General features: G+C 74.0%; 9 protein-coding genes and 1 pseudogene. 3 read left to right on the top strand and 7 right to left on the bottom strand.

Going from position 1 to position 16,155, the window contains the following annotated elements:
- Nucleotides 1-145: 145 nt before the first annotated feature.
- The 5 genes from ACWCXX_RS30415 to ACWCXX_RS30395 all read right to left on the bottom strand — a co-directional run bounded on the left by ACWCXX_RS30415 (nucleotide 146) and on the right by ACWCXX_RS30395 (nucleotide 10,282).
- The gene (locus ACWCXX_RS30415) at nucleotides 146-2,044 is read right to left on the bottom strand and encodes a BTAD domain-containing putative transcriptional regulator (RefSeq protein ID WP_451132803.1); all 1,899 of its coding nucleotides are present in this window, start codon (nucleotides 2,042-2,044) and stop codon (nucleotides 146-148) included.
- 356 nt (nucleotides 2,045-2,400) lie between these two features.
- Complete coding sequence (locus tag ACWCXX_RS30410) at nucleotides 2,401-5,319, bottom strand: ATP-binding protein (RefSeq protein WP_451132801.1); 2,919 nt, start codon at nucleotides 5,317-5,319, stop codon at nucleotides 2,401-2,403.
- A 70-nt stretch (nucleotides 5,320-5,389) separates the two neighbouring features.
- Nucleotides 5,390-5,581, bottom strand: a complete 192-nt coding sequence (locus ACWCXX_RS30405) for a hypothetical protein (RefSeq protein WP_451132799.1) — start codon at nucleotides 5,579-5,581, stop codon at nucleotides 5,390-5,392.
- Nucleotides 5,582-5,742: 161 nt separating this feature from the next.
- Complete coding sequence (locus ACWCXX_RS30400) at nucleotides 5,743-8,820, bottom strand: type 2 lanthipeptide synthetase LanM family protein (protein ID WP_451132798.1); 3,078 nt, start codon at nucleotides 8,818-8,820, stop codon at nucleotides 5,743-5,745.
- A 325-nt stretch (nucleotides 8,821-9,145) separates the two neighbouring features.
- Nucleotides 9,146-10,282 (bottom strand): LacI family DNA-binding transcriptional regulator, encoded by a 1,137-nt coding sequence (locus ACWCXX_RS30395; protein WP_451132796.1) that lies wholly within the window; start codon nucleotides 10,280-10,282, stop codon nucleotides 9,146-9,148.
- Nucleotides 10,283-10,422: 140 nt separating this feature from the next.
- Here ACWCXX_RS30395 and ACWCXX_RS30390 point away from each other — a divergent pair, with 140 nt between their 5' ends.
- The 3 genes from ACWCXX_RS30390 to ACWCXX_RS30380 are packed head-to-tail and all read left to right on the top strand — an operon-like array spanning nucleotide 10,423 to nucleotide 13,537.
- Nucleotides 10,423-11,574 (top strand): Gfo/Idh/MocA family protein, encoded by a 1,152-nt coding sequence (locus ACWCXX_RS30390; protein ID WP_451132794.1) that lies wholly within the window; start codon nucleotides 10,423-10,425, stop codon nucleotides 11,572-11,574.
- Complete coding sequence (locus ACWCXX_RS30385) at nucleotides 11,571-12,713, top strand: dihydrodipicolinate synthase family protein (protein ID WP_451132792.1); 1,143 nt, start codon at nucleotides 11,571-11,573, stop codon at nucleotides 12,711-12,713. Before ACWCXX_RS30390 ends, ACWCXX_RS30385 begins: the two co-directional genes overlap by 4 nt.
- Nucleotides 12,710-13,537, top strand: a complete 828-nt coding sequence (locus tag ACWCXX_RS30380; RefSeq protein WP_451132790.1) for a sugar phosphate isomerase/epimerase family protein — start codon at nucleotides 12,710-12,712, stop codon at nucleotides 13,535-13,537. The genes ACWCXX_RS30385 and ACWCXX_RS30380 overlap by 4 nt, the downstream gene beginning before the upstream one ends.
- Before the next feature lie 239 nt (nucleotides 13,538-13,776).
- Here ACWCXX_RS30380 and ACWCXX_RS30375 read toward each other — a convergent pair whose 3' ends face one another.
- Both ACWCXX_RS30375 and ACWCXX_RS30370 read right to left on the bottom strand, forming a co-directional pair.
- Nucleotides 13,777-14,529 carry a hypothetical protein gene (locus ACWCXX_RS30375; RefSeq protein ID WP_451132788.1) on the bottom strand — a complete coding sequence of 251 codons (753 nt, stop codon included), beginning with the start codon at nucleotides 14,527-14,529 and terminating at the stop codon, nucleotides 13,777-13,779.
- A pseudogene (locus ACWCXX_RS30370) lies at nucleotides 14,530-16,155 on the bottom strand (hypothetical protein); the annotation flags it as partial. It abuts the gene before it with no gap.

Here is a 16,155-nt window from a genome sequence, read left to right as displayed (position 1 = left end):
CGTCGCCGTACCGAAGCACCACGTGCATCACCCGCTGTACTGCCCCGTACCGCCGTACCGCCGTACCGCCGTACCGCCGTACCGAAGCGCAGAAGCCGATCGCCCCCACCGCGCGGTGGGGGCGATCGGCGTGTGCCGGGTGCAGTCACCCCACCGGTATCGCCGTGCGGGCCACCGGTTCCGAGGGGGCGCCGGAGACCGGGACCGGCTCCGGGACGGTGGTGAGTTCGCGGGCGTACAGGCCCGTCAGGCGCGGCAGTTCGTACAGCACGGAGTGTGCGGTGACTTCGCCGCTGGGGGAGGTCACCGCCCCGGCGTCGATCAGCGACTCCACCGCCCGCAGTGCCTGCCGTTCGCCGCAGCCGAGTGCCGTCATCGCCTCCGGCAGGGTGAACGGCCCTTCGCGGACGGTGGAGGCCAGCCGGGTCAGCGCCAGCCCACTGCCGGGCGACAGGTCCTGCCAGCCGGAGGCCAGTCGGGCCCGTACCGAGATGTCGCCGGCCACCAACTCGTCCAGCGCACCGGCCGGATCGGCGAGCCGTTCCGCGTACTCGGCCAGGGGCAGATGGCGCAGCACCGCCAGCCGCATCCCGCTCACCCGCACCGCCAGCGGAAGCAGCCCGCAGGCGTCGGCTATGCGCAGGGCGGCGGCCCGGTCCAGGCCCACCCGCCCCGTCCCGATCAGCCGGCCCAGCAGCGCCAGCGCCTCGGCGGGGGCCAGCGGCGGCAGCGCGATCCGGTGCACCGGGGCGAGCCCGGCCAGCTGACCGCGCGCCGTCAGGACGAACGAACTGCCGGCGGTGCCCGGCAACAGGGCCCGCACCGCCGCCTCGTCCGGTACGTCGTCCAGCACCACCAGCGAACGGTGCGTGGCCAGCCAGTGCCGCCAGTGCTCCGCGTCCGTCATCGGCTCCGCCGGGTGCGGGCCGCCGGTCAGCCGGGCCAGTTCGCCGACGAGCGCCGACAGCGGACGCACCGCCCCCTGCTCGTCACGGACCCGGATGTGGATCCGGCCGTCCGGGAACCGGTCCGCCAGCAGATGCGCCGCCTGCACCGCGAGAGCCGTCTTCCCGGTTCCCGCGGCTCCGGTGACCGCCACCACCCGGCCGTTCTCCCCGCCCAGGACGTCCAGCAGTTCCCGCAGTTGCTCGCCCCGGCCGGTGAAGTCGGGCGTCTCGGCGGGCAGTACGGCCCGCAGCGCGGGGGACCGGTGAGCCTGCCCCGCCGCCCGCGGCCGGTCCGCCCCGTCCCGGCCGGTCAGCATCGCCCGGTGCCGGGCGGCGATGGCCGCTCCCGGCTCCAGCCCCAACTCCCGTGCCAGCAGCTGGCGGTAGTCGTCGTAGACGGCGAGCGCCTCGGCCCGGCGGCCGGTCCGGTGCAGGGCGTCCATCCACGCGGCCCGGATGCGTTCGCGCAGGGGGTGCCGCTCGGCGAGGTCCCGCAGCCCGTCCACGACGGCGGGCGCCCGCCCCAGCGAGATCTCCGTCTCGGCCCAGTCCTCGTGCACGGTCAGGCACCGCGCCTCCAGCCGCTCCGCCTCCGCGGCCACCTCCGGCGAGTCCCGCAGATCGTGCATCGGCGGCCCCTGCCACAGGTCCAGCGCCCTGCGCAGCAGACCGGCGGCGGCCAGCGGATCGCCGTCGTCCGCGGCCCGCCGGCCGGCCGCGGCCAGCGAACGGAACCGCAGGGTGTCCAGCTCGTCCTCGCCGACCCGCAGCAGGTAGCCGCCGCAGGAGTGCACCAGACGCTCCCCGCCACCGCCCGGCCCCTCGGGGCACCGTGCGCCGAGCAGCGCCCGCGTGGAACTGATGTACACCTGGAGGTTCTTGCGCGCCGTACGGGGCGGTGCGTCCGGCCACACCGCGTCGGTGAGCACGTCCACCGGTACCGGCGTGTTGGGCCGGCTGAGCAGCATGGCCAGGACCAGCCGCTGCTTGCGCGGCCCGAGAAGCAGCGGTCGTCCGTCCAGATGCCCGGAGAGCGGGCCGAGGACCGAGAGACTCAGCGCACCGGACGACGGGGTGCGGGTGGGGGGTCGGGTCATGGACGGGCCTCCGAAGAACCGGGGGACTGGGGCGGCGGCCTGCCGGCCGCACCCCTGGATGGTCCGTCGGGGACGGCACCCCCCACATCGGTGCCGGACCCGCATGTTCCGCGCCGGGACCCGACCAAAACCGCTCCGCACCCCCATGTTGGGCCCGCACACCCGTATTCCGTACCCGGGCGCGACACCACGGGCCCCGAAATACCGTCCCATCAGCAGGTACGACCGTCCCGTCAAGCAGGTACGCGCGCCCCGACCGCCCCTGCCCGGTACACGCGCCTCGCCGCCCGGTACGACCGTCCCCATCGGCCCGGTCCCGTCACGCGCCCCTCACCGGCCGGTCCGCGCGCCCCGGTTCAGTCGCGTTCCGCCGCGCACTCGGCGGAGAACTCGCACAGGGCCGCCCGGTCCGCGCGCCCCGTCTTGTTCAGCAGGCTCGCCATGTGCTTCTCCACCGTGCGCGGCGATATGGACAGCCGTCGGGCGATCTGCTGGTTGCCCGGCCGCTCCGCCAGCAGGACGAAGACCTCGTACTCGCGCGGCGTCACCCCGCTCGTCCGCAGGGAGGCCGGGATGCGGTCCCAGCCGCCCCGGTGCTGCCCGACGCTGGCCCCCGCCTGCCGCAGCGCCGCCCGGCACGCGGCGGCGACCGGCTGGATGCCCGCCCCGTAGAAGTACTCCTCCGACGCCCGCAGCCAGCCCACCGGCTCGCCCCACTTCTCGGCGAGCGCCGCGCCGGCGACCAGCCGTAGCCCCAGATGCCGGGCGAGGGGGAAGGCGGCGGCGTCGGCGACGGCGGACCGGACCGTCCGGGCGGCACGCTCCGTGTCGCCCTCCCGGCCGTGCAGGACACCGTCGGCCAGCCGCAGGAACAGCTGGTTCCACGCCAGGTCGGCGCCGGGGCTCTCCAGGGTCGCGTCGAGTTCCGCCCGGCCGCCCTGCCCGTCGAGGATCCGCAGCAGCGGACGCAGACCGTAACGCCCGCTCAGATAGAAGAAACTGGGGTTCTCGCGCTCCCAGGCCAGCGAGGCGTCCAGGTCGGCCAGCGCGCGCTCGCGGTCCTCCTCCAGCAGCGCCGCGAAGGCACGGCAGAGCCCCAGCTGCAGCGGGACGAGCAAGGACTCCTCACCGCCCGCCCGGCGGAACCGGACCATGGCCCGGTCCAGGTCCCGTCTTCGCCCCCGGTGTGCGGCGAGCGCCGCCGAGGCCAGCAGCAGGTAGCGGTGCGCCCCCAGGTTGCGGACCCGCGCGCTGGCGGCCACCGAACGCTCGATGATCTCGTGCGCCCCGTCCCACTCGCCGCGCATCACCGCGTTCATGGCGAGCAGCCCGTCCACGGTCTGGGTCGGCACCAGCGCACCCAGCGCCTGGGCGGCGGTGCGGGCCGTCTCCAGCCGGGCCGGATCACCGGTGCGCATGAACGTGTTGGCGCCGAGCCGGACCAGCGCCTCCACCCGCCACACCGGCAGGGAGTGCTGCTCGGACACCGCGAGCATCCGCTCCAGACACGCGTCCGCCTCGTCGAAGCCGCGCTCCCGGGACAGCAGCGCCAGTAACTGCCACGCCTGGCAGGCCACCACGGGAAGGCCGCGCTCCTCCGCGACGGCGGCGGCCCGGCGCGCCGCGTCCTGCGCGCACCCCTGCCGCCTCCGGTCGGCATGGCCGGGCAGCAGGGCCAGATGGCCGTCCACCACGTCGAGCGCCGCCTGCTGCTCGGGGCGGACGGTGGTGCCGAGAACGCTTCGCGCGGCCCGGATCTGTCCGGCCGCCTCGGCCACGCGTTCCGCCATCACGGCCGCCCAGGCGATCCGGACATGGGTGTCCCCGCGCTGATCGGAGGCGTCGGAGCGCGGGGGCACCGGGGGAAGCTCCGCGGTCAGCGCCAGGGCCGTGTCGAGCTCACCGGCCTCGGCATGGGCGACGGCGAGCGATTCCGTGATGCTCCTCAGATCGCCCTCGTGGGCGAGCGAGCGGGCCCGTTCCAGCAGGATGACGGCGGAACCGGACGCGCCCGCCGTGAGCATCCGGCGGCCGACGGCGGCGAACTGCCGGGCGGCGCCGTGTCTGTCACCTCCGGCCAGTTGCAAGGTTGCCATCAACTGACGCTGTTCATCGTCGAGTTCGTCCACCACGGCGGCCAGTGACAGGGCCGCGCGACGGGCCGTGGCGGCCCGTTCGGCCGGGGCCAGCGAGGCCACCAGCGCCTCGGCGGTCAGCGCGTGCCGGAAGGTGTAGCGGTCGGGGTCCGCCCCGTCGGGGGCGATGATGTTCGCCTCGACGGCGGAGCGCAGATGGCTGAAGAGCGTGCGGTCGTCGAAGCCGGTGACGGTCTGGAGCACGGTGACCGAGAACCGGCTGCCCAGCGTGGCCGCGCACAGGAGCAGCTCGCGCACCGGTTCGTCGAACCGGTCCAGCCGCCGCGACCAGCTGCGCACCACCCCGGTCGGCACCGACGCGTCCGGGTCGACCTGCTCCTCCCACCGGTCGCCGGCGCGGCGCAGCCGGCCGGAGTCGAGCAGGTCGGCGAGCAGCACCTCGACCAGGTACGGATTGCCGCCTGCTCGGCCGGCCAGCCGTTCGTGGGTGGTCCGCGGCACCTCGTCCGGGTCGGCCTCCAGGCACGAGGCGGTCATCTCCCGTACGTCCGCGTCGCTGAGCGGTGCCAGCTCGCGCACGGTGGCGACCTGCCGCCGCTCCGCCGAGCGCACCAGGTCGAGGGCGACCCCGGGCTCCGGACGCAGGGTTCCCAGCAGCAGCACCGGCAGGTCCGCCACGTTGTCGATGACGTACTCCACCACCGCGATCGTCTCGGTGTCGGAGTCGTGCAGATCCTCCAGCAGGATCACGCAGCCGTGCTCCTGGCCGAGCACCGACAGCAGCCGCAGCAGCGCCTCCGCCAGCTCGACCACCGTCTCCGGATAGCCGGGGGAGGAGTCCTGGCGCCACTCCGGCACCAGTCGGGCCAGGGCCGGACGGTACGGGTCCAGCTCCGGGTCGGTGGGCGTGCCGGCCGCCCGGAACCGCGAGGACAACGCCTCGATCAGTGGGCGGAACGGCACCACGAGCCCGGTCGAGGTGGCCCTGCCGCGCAGCACCGGCATGCCCCGCTCGTACGCCCGGTAGGCGCACTCACCGGCCAGTCGGGACTTGCCGATGCCCGCGTCCCCGACGAAGAAGACCGCACGCCCCGAACGCCGCGATGCGGTGTCCAGGGCGTTGCTCAGCAGGCCGGTCTCAGCGACACGCCCGACAATCACCGACGAAGTGGCACGCATGCACGCAGGCTACTTGAGTCAATGCCCGCCGGTCAGTGCGACAAATCCCTTGGTCTGAAAAGGAATTCACTCAGTTCCAGGTCATGGTGGTCCACGGCAGGTCCGTGGTGCAGCCGGTGTTGCCGTCCGCGGCGCTGAGGATGCTGCTGCGCAGACCGAGTCTGCCGCCCGCGCCCAGGGTGATTCTTCCGGCGGGGTGCTCGTCGGCGAAGTCGTCCATGAACTCGTTGGCGCGGAAGGCGGAAGCGTCGTTGTTCTGCATGATCTCTGCCTCTTCTGTAGGAAGTTGTCGTCCCGTCAGAGGTGCGGGGGGTGTCAGCAGTGCGGTGGTGCGTGGGCGGTGCAGGCGGTGCGTGGGTGGTACGGGGTGGTGCGGGTGGTACGTGGGTGGGGCGATGGCGCAGGTGTACGGGACGGGGCCGGTCAGCCGGGCGGGACCGGCACGGTGGGTCCGGCGAGCAGCAGCAGCGACGGCACCCGGTCGGGAAAGCCCGCCCGCAGCAGCCCGTGTCCGATGCCCGCCAGCCCGGTCAGCAGCCCCGGGTGCGGCACCTGGCCGGGGGTTCCGCAGCGCGGCTTCGCCAGGTCGGCCGCCGCCAGCAGCGCCCCGGCCCGCTCCACCCAGCGGGTGCGGGCGCTGGACGGCTCGCCGAGGCGCAGGAGTTCGAGGACGCCGAGCTCGCCGTGGCACAGGCTGTCGTCCGGCGGCGGTTCGGACCGTGCGATGTCCGCCGCCGCCTCGCGCGCCCAGGCGGACAGCACCGGGTCGGCCCGCCCCGCCGGGCTGTCCAGCACGGCCAGCGCCACGCCCGTGCGGCCCCGGCACCAGGAGACGTCCGAGTCCACCGCGCCGACCGCGGCCCGCAGCGCGGCGAGCCCCGAGGCGCGGTACGGCTCGCCGCCGCCCGCCTCGGCGAAGCGCAACAGCGCCCAGCCGACCCCGGCGGCCCCGTCGGCGAACCCGGGGGAGTCCGGCAGCGGTGCCCCGCGCAGCAGCCCGGCGCAGCGTTCCGCCCCGCGCCACACGTCGGCCCGTCCGGTGGCCCGGTACCCGCAGAGCAGGCCGACCAGCCCGCCGGCCATGCCCCCGCGTACCCCGTACTCGCTCTCGGCGGCGGCAGCCGCACCGGTCAACCGCAGTGCGGGCAGCACCAGTTCGCCGAGGCGCGGGTCGTCCAGCGTGCCCGCGACCTGGGCCAGTACGTAGGCGATCCCGCCGAGCCCGGCGAAGGCGCCCGAGCCCACCGGGCCCAGATCGTCCGGGCGCGCGTGCAGCGCGTCCAGCAGCCCGGCGAGGGGCACCAGCGCGTCCCGGGCAGCCGTGGCGTACCGGTCCGCCCCGGTGAGCGCGGCCAACTGGGAGAGGAAGCATGCCGTACCGGTGTAGCCGCCCGCCACGTCGGCGGCCATCGGCCCCAGCCGCCAGTAGCGCTCGCCGAGCAGTTCCAGGCCGATCCAGTTCAGCCGGGTGGGCCCGGAGTAGGCCTGGGAGACCAGCTGGTCGCCGACCGAGCGGGCCGCCGCGAGCAGTTGCTCCGGCTCCGGCGCGGTCGCGGCCGTACGGGCCCGGCGCGGGCCGGGACCGGGCGCGTGGACGGGCTCGCGGGAGGTGGTCACCATCGCGGCGCGGATGATCCGCTCCTGGTCCTGGCGGTCCACCGGGTCCATGGCCGCCAGCTTCTCGCGGACCAGGGACAGCCCCGTCCGGGCGAGCGCCCCGGGCAGCAGCCGGCCGTTCCCGCTCCACAGGTCGGTGCGCTCGGGCAGGGCGGTGAACAGCGGCACGTCCCCCGACCAGAGCTGGGCGAGCTCCTCGTCCAGCAGGCCGGGCAGCGCGGAGGAGCCCAGGACGTCGGTGCCCAGCAGCGCGAACACCTCGTGCCGTTCGGCGGCGTCCTTCATCAGGTCCGGGTGTGTGGACTCGTCCAGGAGCGACGAGTAGACCCAGGTGGGCCGGGCCACCACCCGCACCTCGTCGTGCGCGAACCGCTCCAACAGCCCTCCCGGGCACAGGAGTTCGGCACGGGCTCCCCTGATCGCGGTGTATCCGGCGCGGAATCCGGCGCACAGCGCGCGGGTGAAGGAGGACGGGTCGGCGGGCGTTCCGGTCAGCCGGGGCCGGTTCGCCGACTCGCCGAACCGGGCCGTCCGGCGCACCAGCCGCATCCGGTCGGTCCCCGCGTCGGCCCAGTCGGCGCTGCGCACCGGGGAATCGGCCGCCTGCCCACCGCCGATCCCGGACATGTCGAGCGCAGTCTCGTCCCCGACGAGCAGCTGTGGCAGCAGCCCCACCCGGTGCACCGAGTCGTGCAGGGCGCGGGCCGCCGGATCGTCCGAGGCCGCGGCGGGCAGCGGCGGGTGGAACAACGTCTCGACGTCGACGAGCACCGGGTGCTCCCCGTCCGCGATCAGGTTCTCGTGGTGCAGGTCGGTGCCGTCCAGCGCGTGCAGCAGGGCCAGCAGCGCCCCCTGGCGCCGGTAGAAGATCTCGACCTGGCGGGCCGAGCGGCAGGGCCGTTCCGCGACGAACTCCACCCAGCCGTACGGACCCCGGTCCAGCAGGGCGAGCGTCCGCAGACCGGGCGTGCCGGGCAGCGCGTTGAACCACTGGACCAGCTCGTTGAAGTGCCGGTGCGCGGCGAGCGGGCGCGGCTTGTAGACCAGCCGGCCACCGTCCTCGAACCGGAGCAGCATCACGGTCCGCCCGCCCCGGTGACCGTCCCCGGCCCCGGGCACGACCCCCACCAGCCGCCCCCCGCCCGCGGCCCCCTCGGACCGGGCCCCCTCGGAGGGGGCTCCTTCGGGGGTGGTGCGGCTGCCCGGCAGCACCGGACGGTCCGCGGCGAACCGTACGAGCATCTCGGCCAGCGCGGCGGCGGCGTCGAGCGCGGTACGCGCCAGGATCCGGGCCAGTACGGGGTACGTGGTGCAGAGCGCGATCAGCCCGGACCGGGAACCGGTCAGCCGCAGGAAGTCCGTGAACCGGTCCTCGGAGGCGTCCCCGGCGAGCCGGCCGGCCCGCCGCGCCGTGTGCAGCTCCAGGACCAGCGTCCGGGCGGCGAGCCGCGCGAGCCGCCGGGCCAGGTGGCGCTCGAAGTCGTCGCGCACGGCGTCCAGGTCGGCGCACAGGTCCAGTCGCCGCGGCAGACCGTCCAGCATCCGCCGTGCCGCGCAGGCGGTGAACGGGGCGAGGACGCATTCGAATCCGCGCAGCCCCGGCCGGTCCGCCCGGTCGGCGATCGCCGCCTTCTCGGGAGCGGCGAAGACCGCGTCCCGGACGAACAGCGCCCAGTCCGGGGCGCGGGCGGGCGACTGCCCGGCGGTCAGCGCCGGCCGCCACCACGGGCCGTCCGCCCAGGAGTTGCCGGAAGCCCCGGACATCGCGGGCCGTTCGGCCTCCAGCAGGCCGACCGCATCGGCGGGAGCTCCCGCTGTCGCGGACGGGCGTGACGCGGAAGAGACGCGCAGCCGTTCGCCGCCGCCCGTATCGATCTCCGTCATCGCACCTCCTCGGTCCGGCACCGGCACCACCGGTCCGCCGGACCCCATACTTCCGGTGGAGGCTCCGTCGGGCATGGGGGCAACGCCCCCATCTTTCTGCCGGAACCCGACCGGAACCCGACCGGAACCCGACCGGAGACCGGAACGGGCCCCGATCCAGCCCTGGCTGGGACCCGGTCGAGGCTGCTCCCGGAGCGGTCGCGGGACCGCCGACGGGCCGTCACCGCGACCTGGCAGGGCCGTCATTGGGGCCGGGCGGAGCCGGCGGCGGAACCCCCGCGCCCACTGCCCCGCGCCCACTGCCCCGTGTGCTCGCCCCCCGCGCTCACCGCCCCCGCGGCGGCGCCGTCGAGCCCCGGACCATCAGTTCGGCCGCGATCGTGGCGATGCCGCCGGGCGGCGGGGCCTCCTTGCCCATGGCCAGCCGCCCCGCCCGCGCCCCCGCCTCGAAGAGCGGCAGCCGTACGGTCGTCAGCGCCGGCACCGCGTCCACCGAGAACGGCAGATCGTCGAAGCCCGCCACCGAGACGTCCTCGGGGATGCGCAGCCCGCGGTCCCGGATCGCCGCGCTCGCCCCCAGGGCCACCGTGTCGTTCGCGGCGACGACGGCCGTCACCTCCGGTTCGCGGCGCAGGAGTTCGACCGTGGCGTCGTAGCCCGACTGCCGGTCGTAGGGGCCGTGCACGACGAGCCGCCCCTCGTCGTACGCCTCGGCGGTGCGTGCCGCCGCGCCCGTACCGCCGCCGAGGAGCTTCGCCGCGTCCGTGCCGTCGCCGACGAGCCCCGCCGCGCGCAGCGCGTCGAGGTGCCCCTCCAAGCGGTGGCGGGTCGTCGTGCGCTCCGAGGGGCCCGCGACGTAGCCGATCCGCCGGTGGCCCAGCGCGAGCAGGTGCTCGGTGAGCCGACGTCCCCCGCCCCGGTTGTCGAAGGCCAGCGTGGCCACGACCGCCCCGCTGTCCGGCAGCGGGGGCCGCCCGCACAGCACCACCCGGGTGCCCGCGTCCGCGAGCCGGGCCAGCTTGGCGGACGTCGCGGCCCGGTGCGCCGGGTCCTCCACGGCACCCCCGGTCAGCACCACGGCCGTGGCGCGCTGGCGCTGGAGCAGGGTGAGATAGGTCAGCTCGCGCTCGGGCGAGCCGCCGGTGTTGCAGACGACGGCGAGCTTCTCGCCGCCCGCCCGGCCCGAACCGTCCCCCGGCCCGCCGATCTCGGTCTGCGCCGCCCCCGCCATGATCCCGAAGAACGGGTCGGCGATGTCGTTGACCAGGATGCCGACCAGGTCGGACGTGGCCGCCGCGAGCGAACTCGCCGGGCCGTTGAGCACGTAGTCCAGGTCGTCCACCGCACGCAGCACCCGCTCCCGGGTGGCCGCGGCCACGGGGTAGTTGCCGTTCAGCACACGGGAGACGGTCGCCGGGGACACCCGGGCGCGAGCCGCCACATCCGCCAGGGTGACTGTCATCGCTTTCCTCCGAGGAGTGACGAGGGGTGACGAGGAGTGAGAGGAGATGTCGTGGCGCCCCCTCTTGTCCGGATTGCTGTCGGCAGGCTAGCGTCATCCCCGATAGAAAGCGCTTGCTACGGTTGCATGGAGGAAGTTTCGTGACACGCAGGACAGTGCGCATCGCCATGAACGGCGTCACGGGTCGCATGGGGTACCGGCAGCACCTGGTGCGCTCGATCCTCGCGATCCGCGAGCAGGGCGGCCTCGACATCGGCAACGGCGACGTGCTGTGGCCCGAGCCCGTGCTGGTCGGCCGCCGCGCCCACGCGCTGGAGGAGCTGGCCGAGCGCCACGGCCTGACCGAGTGGTCCACCGACCTCGACGCGGTGCTCGCCGACGACAGCATCGACATCTACTTCGACGCCCAGGTCACCTCGGCCCGCGTCGAGGCGATCAAGAAGGCGATCGCCGCGGGCAAGCACATCTACACCGAGAAGCCCACCGCCACGGACGTCGAGGGCGCCCTGGAGCTGGCCCGCATCGCCCGTGACGCGGGCATCAAGCACGGCGTCGTCCAGGACAAGATCTTCCTGCCGGGCCTGCTGAAGCTGAAGCGCCTCATCGACGGCGGCTTCTTCGGCGAGATCCTCTCCGTGCGCGGCGAGTTCGGCTACTGGGTCTTCGAGGGCGACTGGCAGGAGGCCCAGCGCCCGTCCTGGAACTACCGGGCGGAGGACGGCGGCGGCATCGTCGTCGACATGTTCCCGCACTGGGAGTACGTGCTCCACGAGCTGTTCGGCCGGGTCTCCACCGTCCAGGCGCACGTCCAGACGCACGTGCCGCAGCGCTGGGACGAGCAGGGCAAGCCGTACGCCGCCACCGCCGACGACGCCGCGTACGGCATCTTCCAGCTGGAGAGCGGCGCGGTCGCGCAGATCAACTCCTCCTGGACGGTCCGCGTCAACCGCGACGAGCTCGTCGAGTTCCAGGTGGACGGAACGCACGGCTCCGCCGTTGCCGGCCTGCGCAACTGCCGCGTCCAGCACCGCTCGGCCACCCCCAAGCCGGTCTGGAACCCCGACCTCCCGGTCACCGAGTCCTTCCGCGACCAGTGGCAGGAAGTCCCCGACAACGCCGTCTTCGACAACGGCTTCAAGGCCCAGTGGGAGCTCTTCCTGCGCCACATCGTGCTCGACGAGCCGTACACCTGGGACCTGATGGCCGGCGCCCGCGGCGTGCAGCTCGCCGAGCTGGGCCTGAAGTCCCACGCGGAGGGCCGCCGCCTCGACGTCCCGGAGCTCTCGCTGTGACCATCCACCTCCCGCAGGGCCCGTACGAGCCCCGCGCCACCCCGCTCGACCTCGCCCCCGGCGGCAGTCCGCTCGCCTCGCGCACGGTCTTCTCGGCGGCCCATGTCGTCGCCGACCCGTACGCCGACATCAGCCCCGACTCCCCGGCGGCCGTCGACTGGGACGCCACGCTCGCCTTCCGCCGCCACCTCTGGTCGCACGGCCTCGGCGTCGCGGAGGCGATGGACACCGCCCAGCGCGGCATGGGCCTGGACTGGGCCGGAGCGGCCGAGCTGATCCGCCGCTCCGCCGCCGAGGCGAAGGCGGTCGGCGGCCGCATCGCCTGCGGCGTCGGCACCGACCAGCTCACCGGCCCCGCCACCCTCGCCGAGGTGCGCTCCGCGTACGAGGAGCAGCTCGCCCTCGTCGAGGAGAGCGGCGCCCAGGCCATCCTGATGGCCTCCCGCGCGCTCGCCGCGGCGGCGCAGGGGCCCGAGGACTACCTGGAGACCTACGCGCACCTGCTGCGCCAGGCGTCCGAGCCGGTCGTCCTGCACTGGCTGGGCCCGATGTTCGACCCCGCGCTGGACGGCTACTGGGGCTCCTCGGACCTCGACGCCGCCACCGACACCTTCCTGAAGGTCATCGCGGAACACCCGGACAAGGTCGACGGCATCAAGATCTCCCTCCTCGACGCGGAGCGCGAGATCGACGTCCGCCGCCGGCTCCCGGGCGGGGTGCGCTGCTACACCGGCGACGACTTCAACTACCCCGAACTGATCGCGGGCGACGACCAGGGCTTCAGCCACGCCCTGCTCGGCATCTTCGACCCGCTGGGCCCCCTGGCCGCCCACGCGGTGCGGGTGCTGGACACCGGTGACGTCCAGGGGTTCCGGGACCTCCTCGACCCCACGGTCGAGCTGTCCCGCCACCTCTTCCAGGCACCCACCCGCTTCTACAAGACGGGCGTGGTGTTCCTCGCCTGGCTGGCGGGCCACCAGGACCACTTCACCATGGTCGGCGGCCTGCAGTCCGCCCGCTCGCTGCCGCACCTGGCGAAGGCGTACGAACTCGCGGACCGGCTGGGCCTGTTCCCCGACCCGGAACTGGCCGAATCCCGGATGCGCGCCCTGCTCGCGGTCAACGGAGGCACCCGATGAGCGACGGCCGCCTCTCCATCAACCAGGAGACCATCAAGCAGTGGTCGCTGCCCGAACTGGCCGAGGGCTGTGCCGAGGCGGGCATCGACAAGGTCGGCCTGTGGCGGGGTCCCGTCCAGGAGCACGGCGTCGAGCGCACCGCCGCCCTCCTCGCCGATCACGGCCTGTCCGTCACCAGCCTCTGCCGGGGCGGCTTCTTCACCGCACTCGACCCGGCGGAACGGGCCCGCGCCCTGGACGACAACCGCGCCGCGATCGACGAGGCCGCGGCCCTGTCCACGGACACCCTGGTCCTGGTCTCCGGCGGCCTCCCGGCGGGCAGCAAGGACCTGCACGGCGCCCGTGAACGCGTCGCGGACGCCCTGGGGGAGCTGACCCCGTACGCGGCCGAGCGCGGCGTGCGCCTCGCGATCGAACCGCTGCACCCGATGTTCGCCTCGGACCGCTGCGTCGTCTCCACCCTGTCCCAGGCCCTGGACGTCGCGGAACGCTTCCCGGCCGAGCAGGTCGGCGTGGTCGTCGACACGTACCACATCTGGTGGGACGACCAGGCGCCCGCGCAGATCGCCCGCGCGGGTGCGGGCGGCCGCATCCACTCCTTCCAGCTGGCCGACTGGATCACCCCGCTCCCGGCCGGCGTCCTGCTCGGCCGGGGCCAACTCGGCGACGGCGCGGTGGACTTCCGGTCCTTCCGCTCGCTCGTCGAGGCCACCGGCTTCGACGGCCCGATCGAGGTGGAGATCTTCAACGAGGGCCTCTGGGCCCGCGACGGCGCCGAGGTCCTCGCGGAAGTGGCGGCCCGATACGCCGAACACGCCTGCTGACGAGCCGCTTTGCCGACGCCCCCCGGCACCGGGTAAAGAGATCGTCAAGGCGTGCAACCGTTCGGCACCCCGCCGAGTCATATCTGGCGTCGGGTGCTTCCGGGGAGGGATCTGGGGGGATCGGGAAGCCCTGACGGAGGGGGAAAGCGAGGGGGGTCCGGTCGTTCGACCGGACCCCGTTTCGTGTTCCCGGGGGCTCCGCTCCCACGAGGGAGCCCCCGGCCACGACATGACCCCCGTCAGGAGCCCGAGGCACCCCGGAAAGCCGCCTGGAGGAGCTCCGCCGCCTCGATGTCACCGATCTGCGCGTAGCCGGTGTCGGTCAGCTTCTCGTCGGCGAGCCGGAGGAGATCCGTCGGCTCCCAGCGCAGCTCCGCCGTGAACGCCTCGTCGTGCTGCTCCGACTTGAGCAGACGCCGCCGCAGCACGGGCCCCGAACGGTCGGCCGCCACGTGGTAGGAGATCCGGCCCTTGGCGTCCAGGGCATCCAGCACGCGCCCGTCGAACGTGAGGAAGGGCCGGTCCGCGAGGTGGTTCCCCGGGCCGCGGGGCCTGACGGACACACCGGTCAGGTCGAGGAGCCCGGCCCCGTCCTGGAGGAACTCGCCACCCCGCTCGTAGAAGAGGACCAGGGGCTCGTAGAGATCGGGCAGGTCCGGCAGCGCGACATCGCCCCGCTCGCGGAGCGCCGCGAACCGCACCGCGGCCCCACAGGTCTTCCGGGCGTCGTACGCGACCTTCTTGAGGCCCTCGTCGAGCGCCGCGGCGAGCTCCGGCGGGAGCTGGAAGTCCTTGTCGGCGTACCGCGTGACGTCGAAGAAGGGCCATTCGGCCTCGGCGCCGTACGCCTGGGCCCACAGCGCGGCCCGCCGAAGGTACTCGTGCATCAGCAGACGGCGGGACTGCGCGTGCTCGAAGGCGTGGTCCCAGTCGCCGGACCAGTCGGCCGCGCGCAACCTCTCCAGCAGGGCGAGCGTCGATCCATCGGTCATTTAAAGGTCCAGTCCCTTCGAACGGAGCTCCTGGAAGGCAGCCTCCATCACCTCGTCGATGTTCGAGAGGTCGGTGGCCAGCTCGATCTTCGGCGCATCGAGCCCCAGCCCCTCCCACTGGGCGAACCCGCCCCTGCGCTCACTCACCGTGAGCTCGTGGGCCCCCGCGTCCGCCCAGCTTTCGGGCCAGGCGCGGTAGTGGCCGTCGGCGACACCGTTCACCATGTCGACCTCCCACGAATTCGCGTTGTCGAACACGTAGGGGAGCCCTGCCTCCATGAGGTGGCTTTCCATGTACTCATGAGCGATGAGGCGCTGGAGTTTGAGCGCCTCGTCCGCGTCCAGGCTACGCTGCCCGGCCGCCTGCCAGAGATCGCCGATGTCGTCGCGCGGGGTGAAGAGCCCTTCCCTGGCCATGCCCTTCTCCACGACGACCACGTGCTCGGTGCGGAACAGGTGCGTCTTGACCCGCTGGAGCACGGCCGGGTCGATGCCGGTGTTCCCGGAGATCGCCGGAATGTCCACCGAGTCGGGGGTGGCCCGGATCTCGTCGTAGACCCGCCCCGCGTGCGGGGAGGGCTCGTCGACGTAGCGCGCGCCGTCCGCCCTGGGCTCGGTCAAGGGCTCCGACGGCGGACGGTCGAGGCTGCTGACGTGCTCATCGGGCACGTCGGGGCCGTCGCCGTGGCCGCCGGTGTTGTCCGGGGTGTGGTCGCCGCCGTTGCCGGGCCCGTCGCCGGGGCCGTCGTTGTGGCCGCCTCCGCCGGGGCCGTCGTTGTGTCCGCCGGGTCCGTCGCCGCCGGTGGGGGGCGGGTCCTGGTGTCCGCCTCCGCCGTTGTTGTGACTGCCGTCGCCGGTGTGGGTGTTGGGGCCGGGGCCGTCGTTGCGGGGGCCGCCGGTGGGGGGTTCGTGGCTGTTGGAGGGGCCGTGGCCGAGGTCGTCGGCGCGTCCGCCGGGCATGTTGTCCCCGGGGCGACCGCCGGGGAAGTTGTCCCCGATGTTGCCGTTGGGGAGGTCGTCCCCGATGCGGCCGAGGTCGCCGAGGCCGGTGGGGTCGCTGCCCAGGCGGATGATGTCCTCGGGGTTGCGGCCGCCGACGCCGGCCAGGACGGGTTCCCTGACGGGGCTGTTGGTCTGCGGGGCGGGGTTGTTGGTGTGCGGGTCGGTGTCGGTGTGCGGGGTGGTGGGGCTGGGCGACCCCTCCTTGGGGGCGTCCTTGCCGTGCTGGACGACGTCGCCGTTCTTGTCGAGGAGGTTGCCGTCGCGGTCGACGTACTGGATGGGGTTGTCGGGGGAGGTGGGGAGCTTGGTGGTGCCCTCGGGCAGGACGGGGGTGTCGTCGGGGAACTTGACGTTGCCGTCGGGGAGCTTGATCCCGCCCTCGGGGATCTTGGCGCCGTCGGGGAGGTGGAAGGTGCCGTCGGGCAGCATGGTCGCGCCGTCGGGCAGGGTGACGACGTCGTCGGGGAGTTTGGGGATGTCGATGGTGCCGATGCCCTTGAGGCCCTTGGTGATGTCGCCGATCTTGGACAGGCCGGTGCCGGCGCCCTTGGCGATGTAGGTCATCGGGTCGATGAACTTGCCGGTCTTGCCGGCGACGGAGAGGACCTTGGCGACGGCGCCGGC

The sequence above is a fragment of the Streptomyces sp. NPDC001732 genome (assembly GCF_053596315.1).
The sequence above is the reverse complement of the archived record's forward strand: the minus strand, read 5'-3'. Positions and strand labels throughout refer to the sequence as shown.

Excerpts from the sequence above, each read along its gene's own strand:
- ACWCXX_RS30405 (WP_451132799.1), bottom strand. The coding sequence starts at position 5,581 with ATGCAGAACAACGACGCTTCCGCCTTCCGCGCCAACGAGTTCATGGAC.
- ACWCXX_RS30415 (WP_451132803.1), bottom strand. The coding sequence starts at position 2,044 with ATGACCCGACCCCCCACCCGCACCCCGTCGTCCGGTGCGCTGAGTCTC.
- ACWCXX_RS30380 (WP_451132790.1), top strand. The coding sequence starts at position 12,710 with ATGAGCGACGGCCGCCTCTCCATCAACCAGGAGACCATCAAGCAGTGG.
- ACWCXX_RS30395 (WP_451132796.1), bottom strand. The coding sequence starts at position 10,282 with ATGACAGTCACCCTGGCGGATGTGGCGGCTCGCGCCCGGGTGTCCCCG.
- ACWCXX_RS30375 (WP_451132788.1), bottom strand. The coding sequence starts at position 14,529 with ATGACCGATGGATCGACGCTCGCCCTGCTGGAGAGGTTGCGCGCGGCC.
- ACWCXX_RS30400 (WP_451132798.1), bottom strand. The coding sequence starts at position 8,820 with ATGACGGAGATCGATACGGGCGGCGGCGAACGGCTGCGCGTCTCTTCC.
- ACWCXX_RS30410 (WP_451132801.1), bottom strand. The coding sequence starts at position 5,319 with ATGCGTGCCACTTCGTCGGTGATTGTCGGGCGTGTCGCTGAGACCGGC.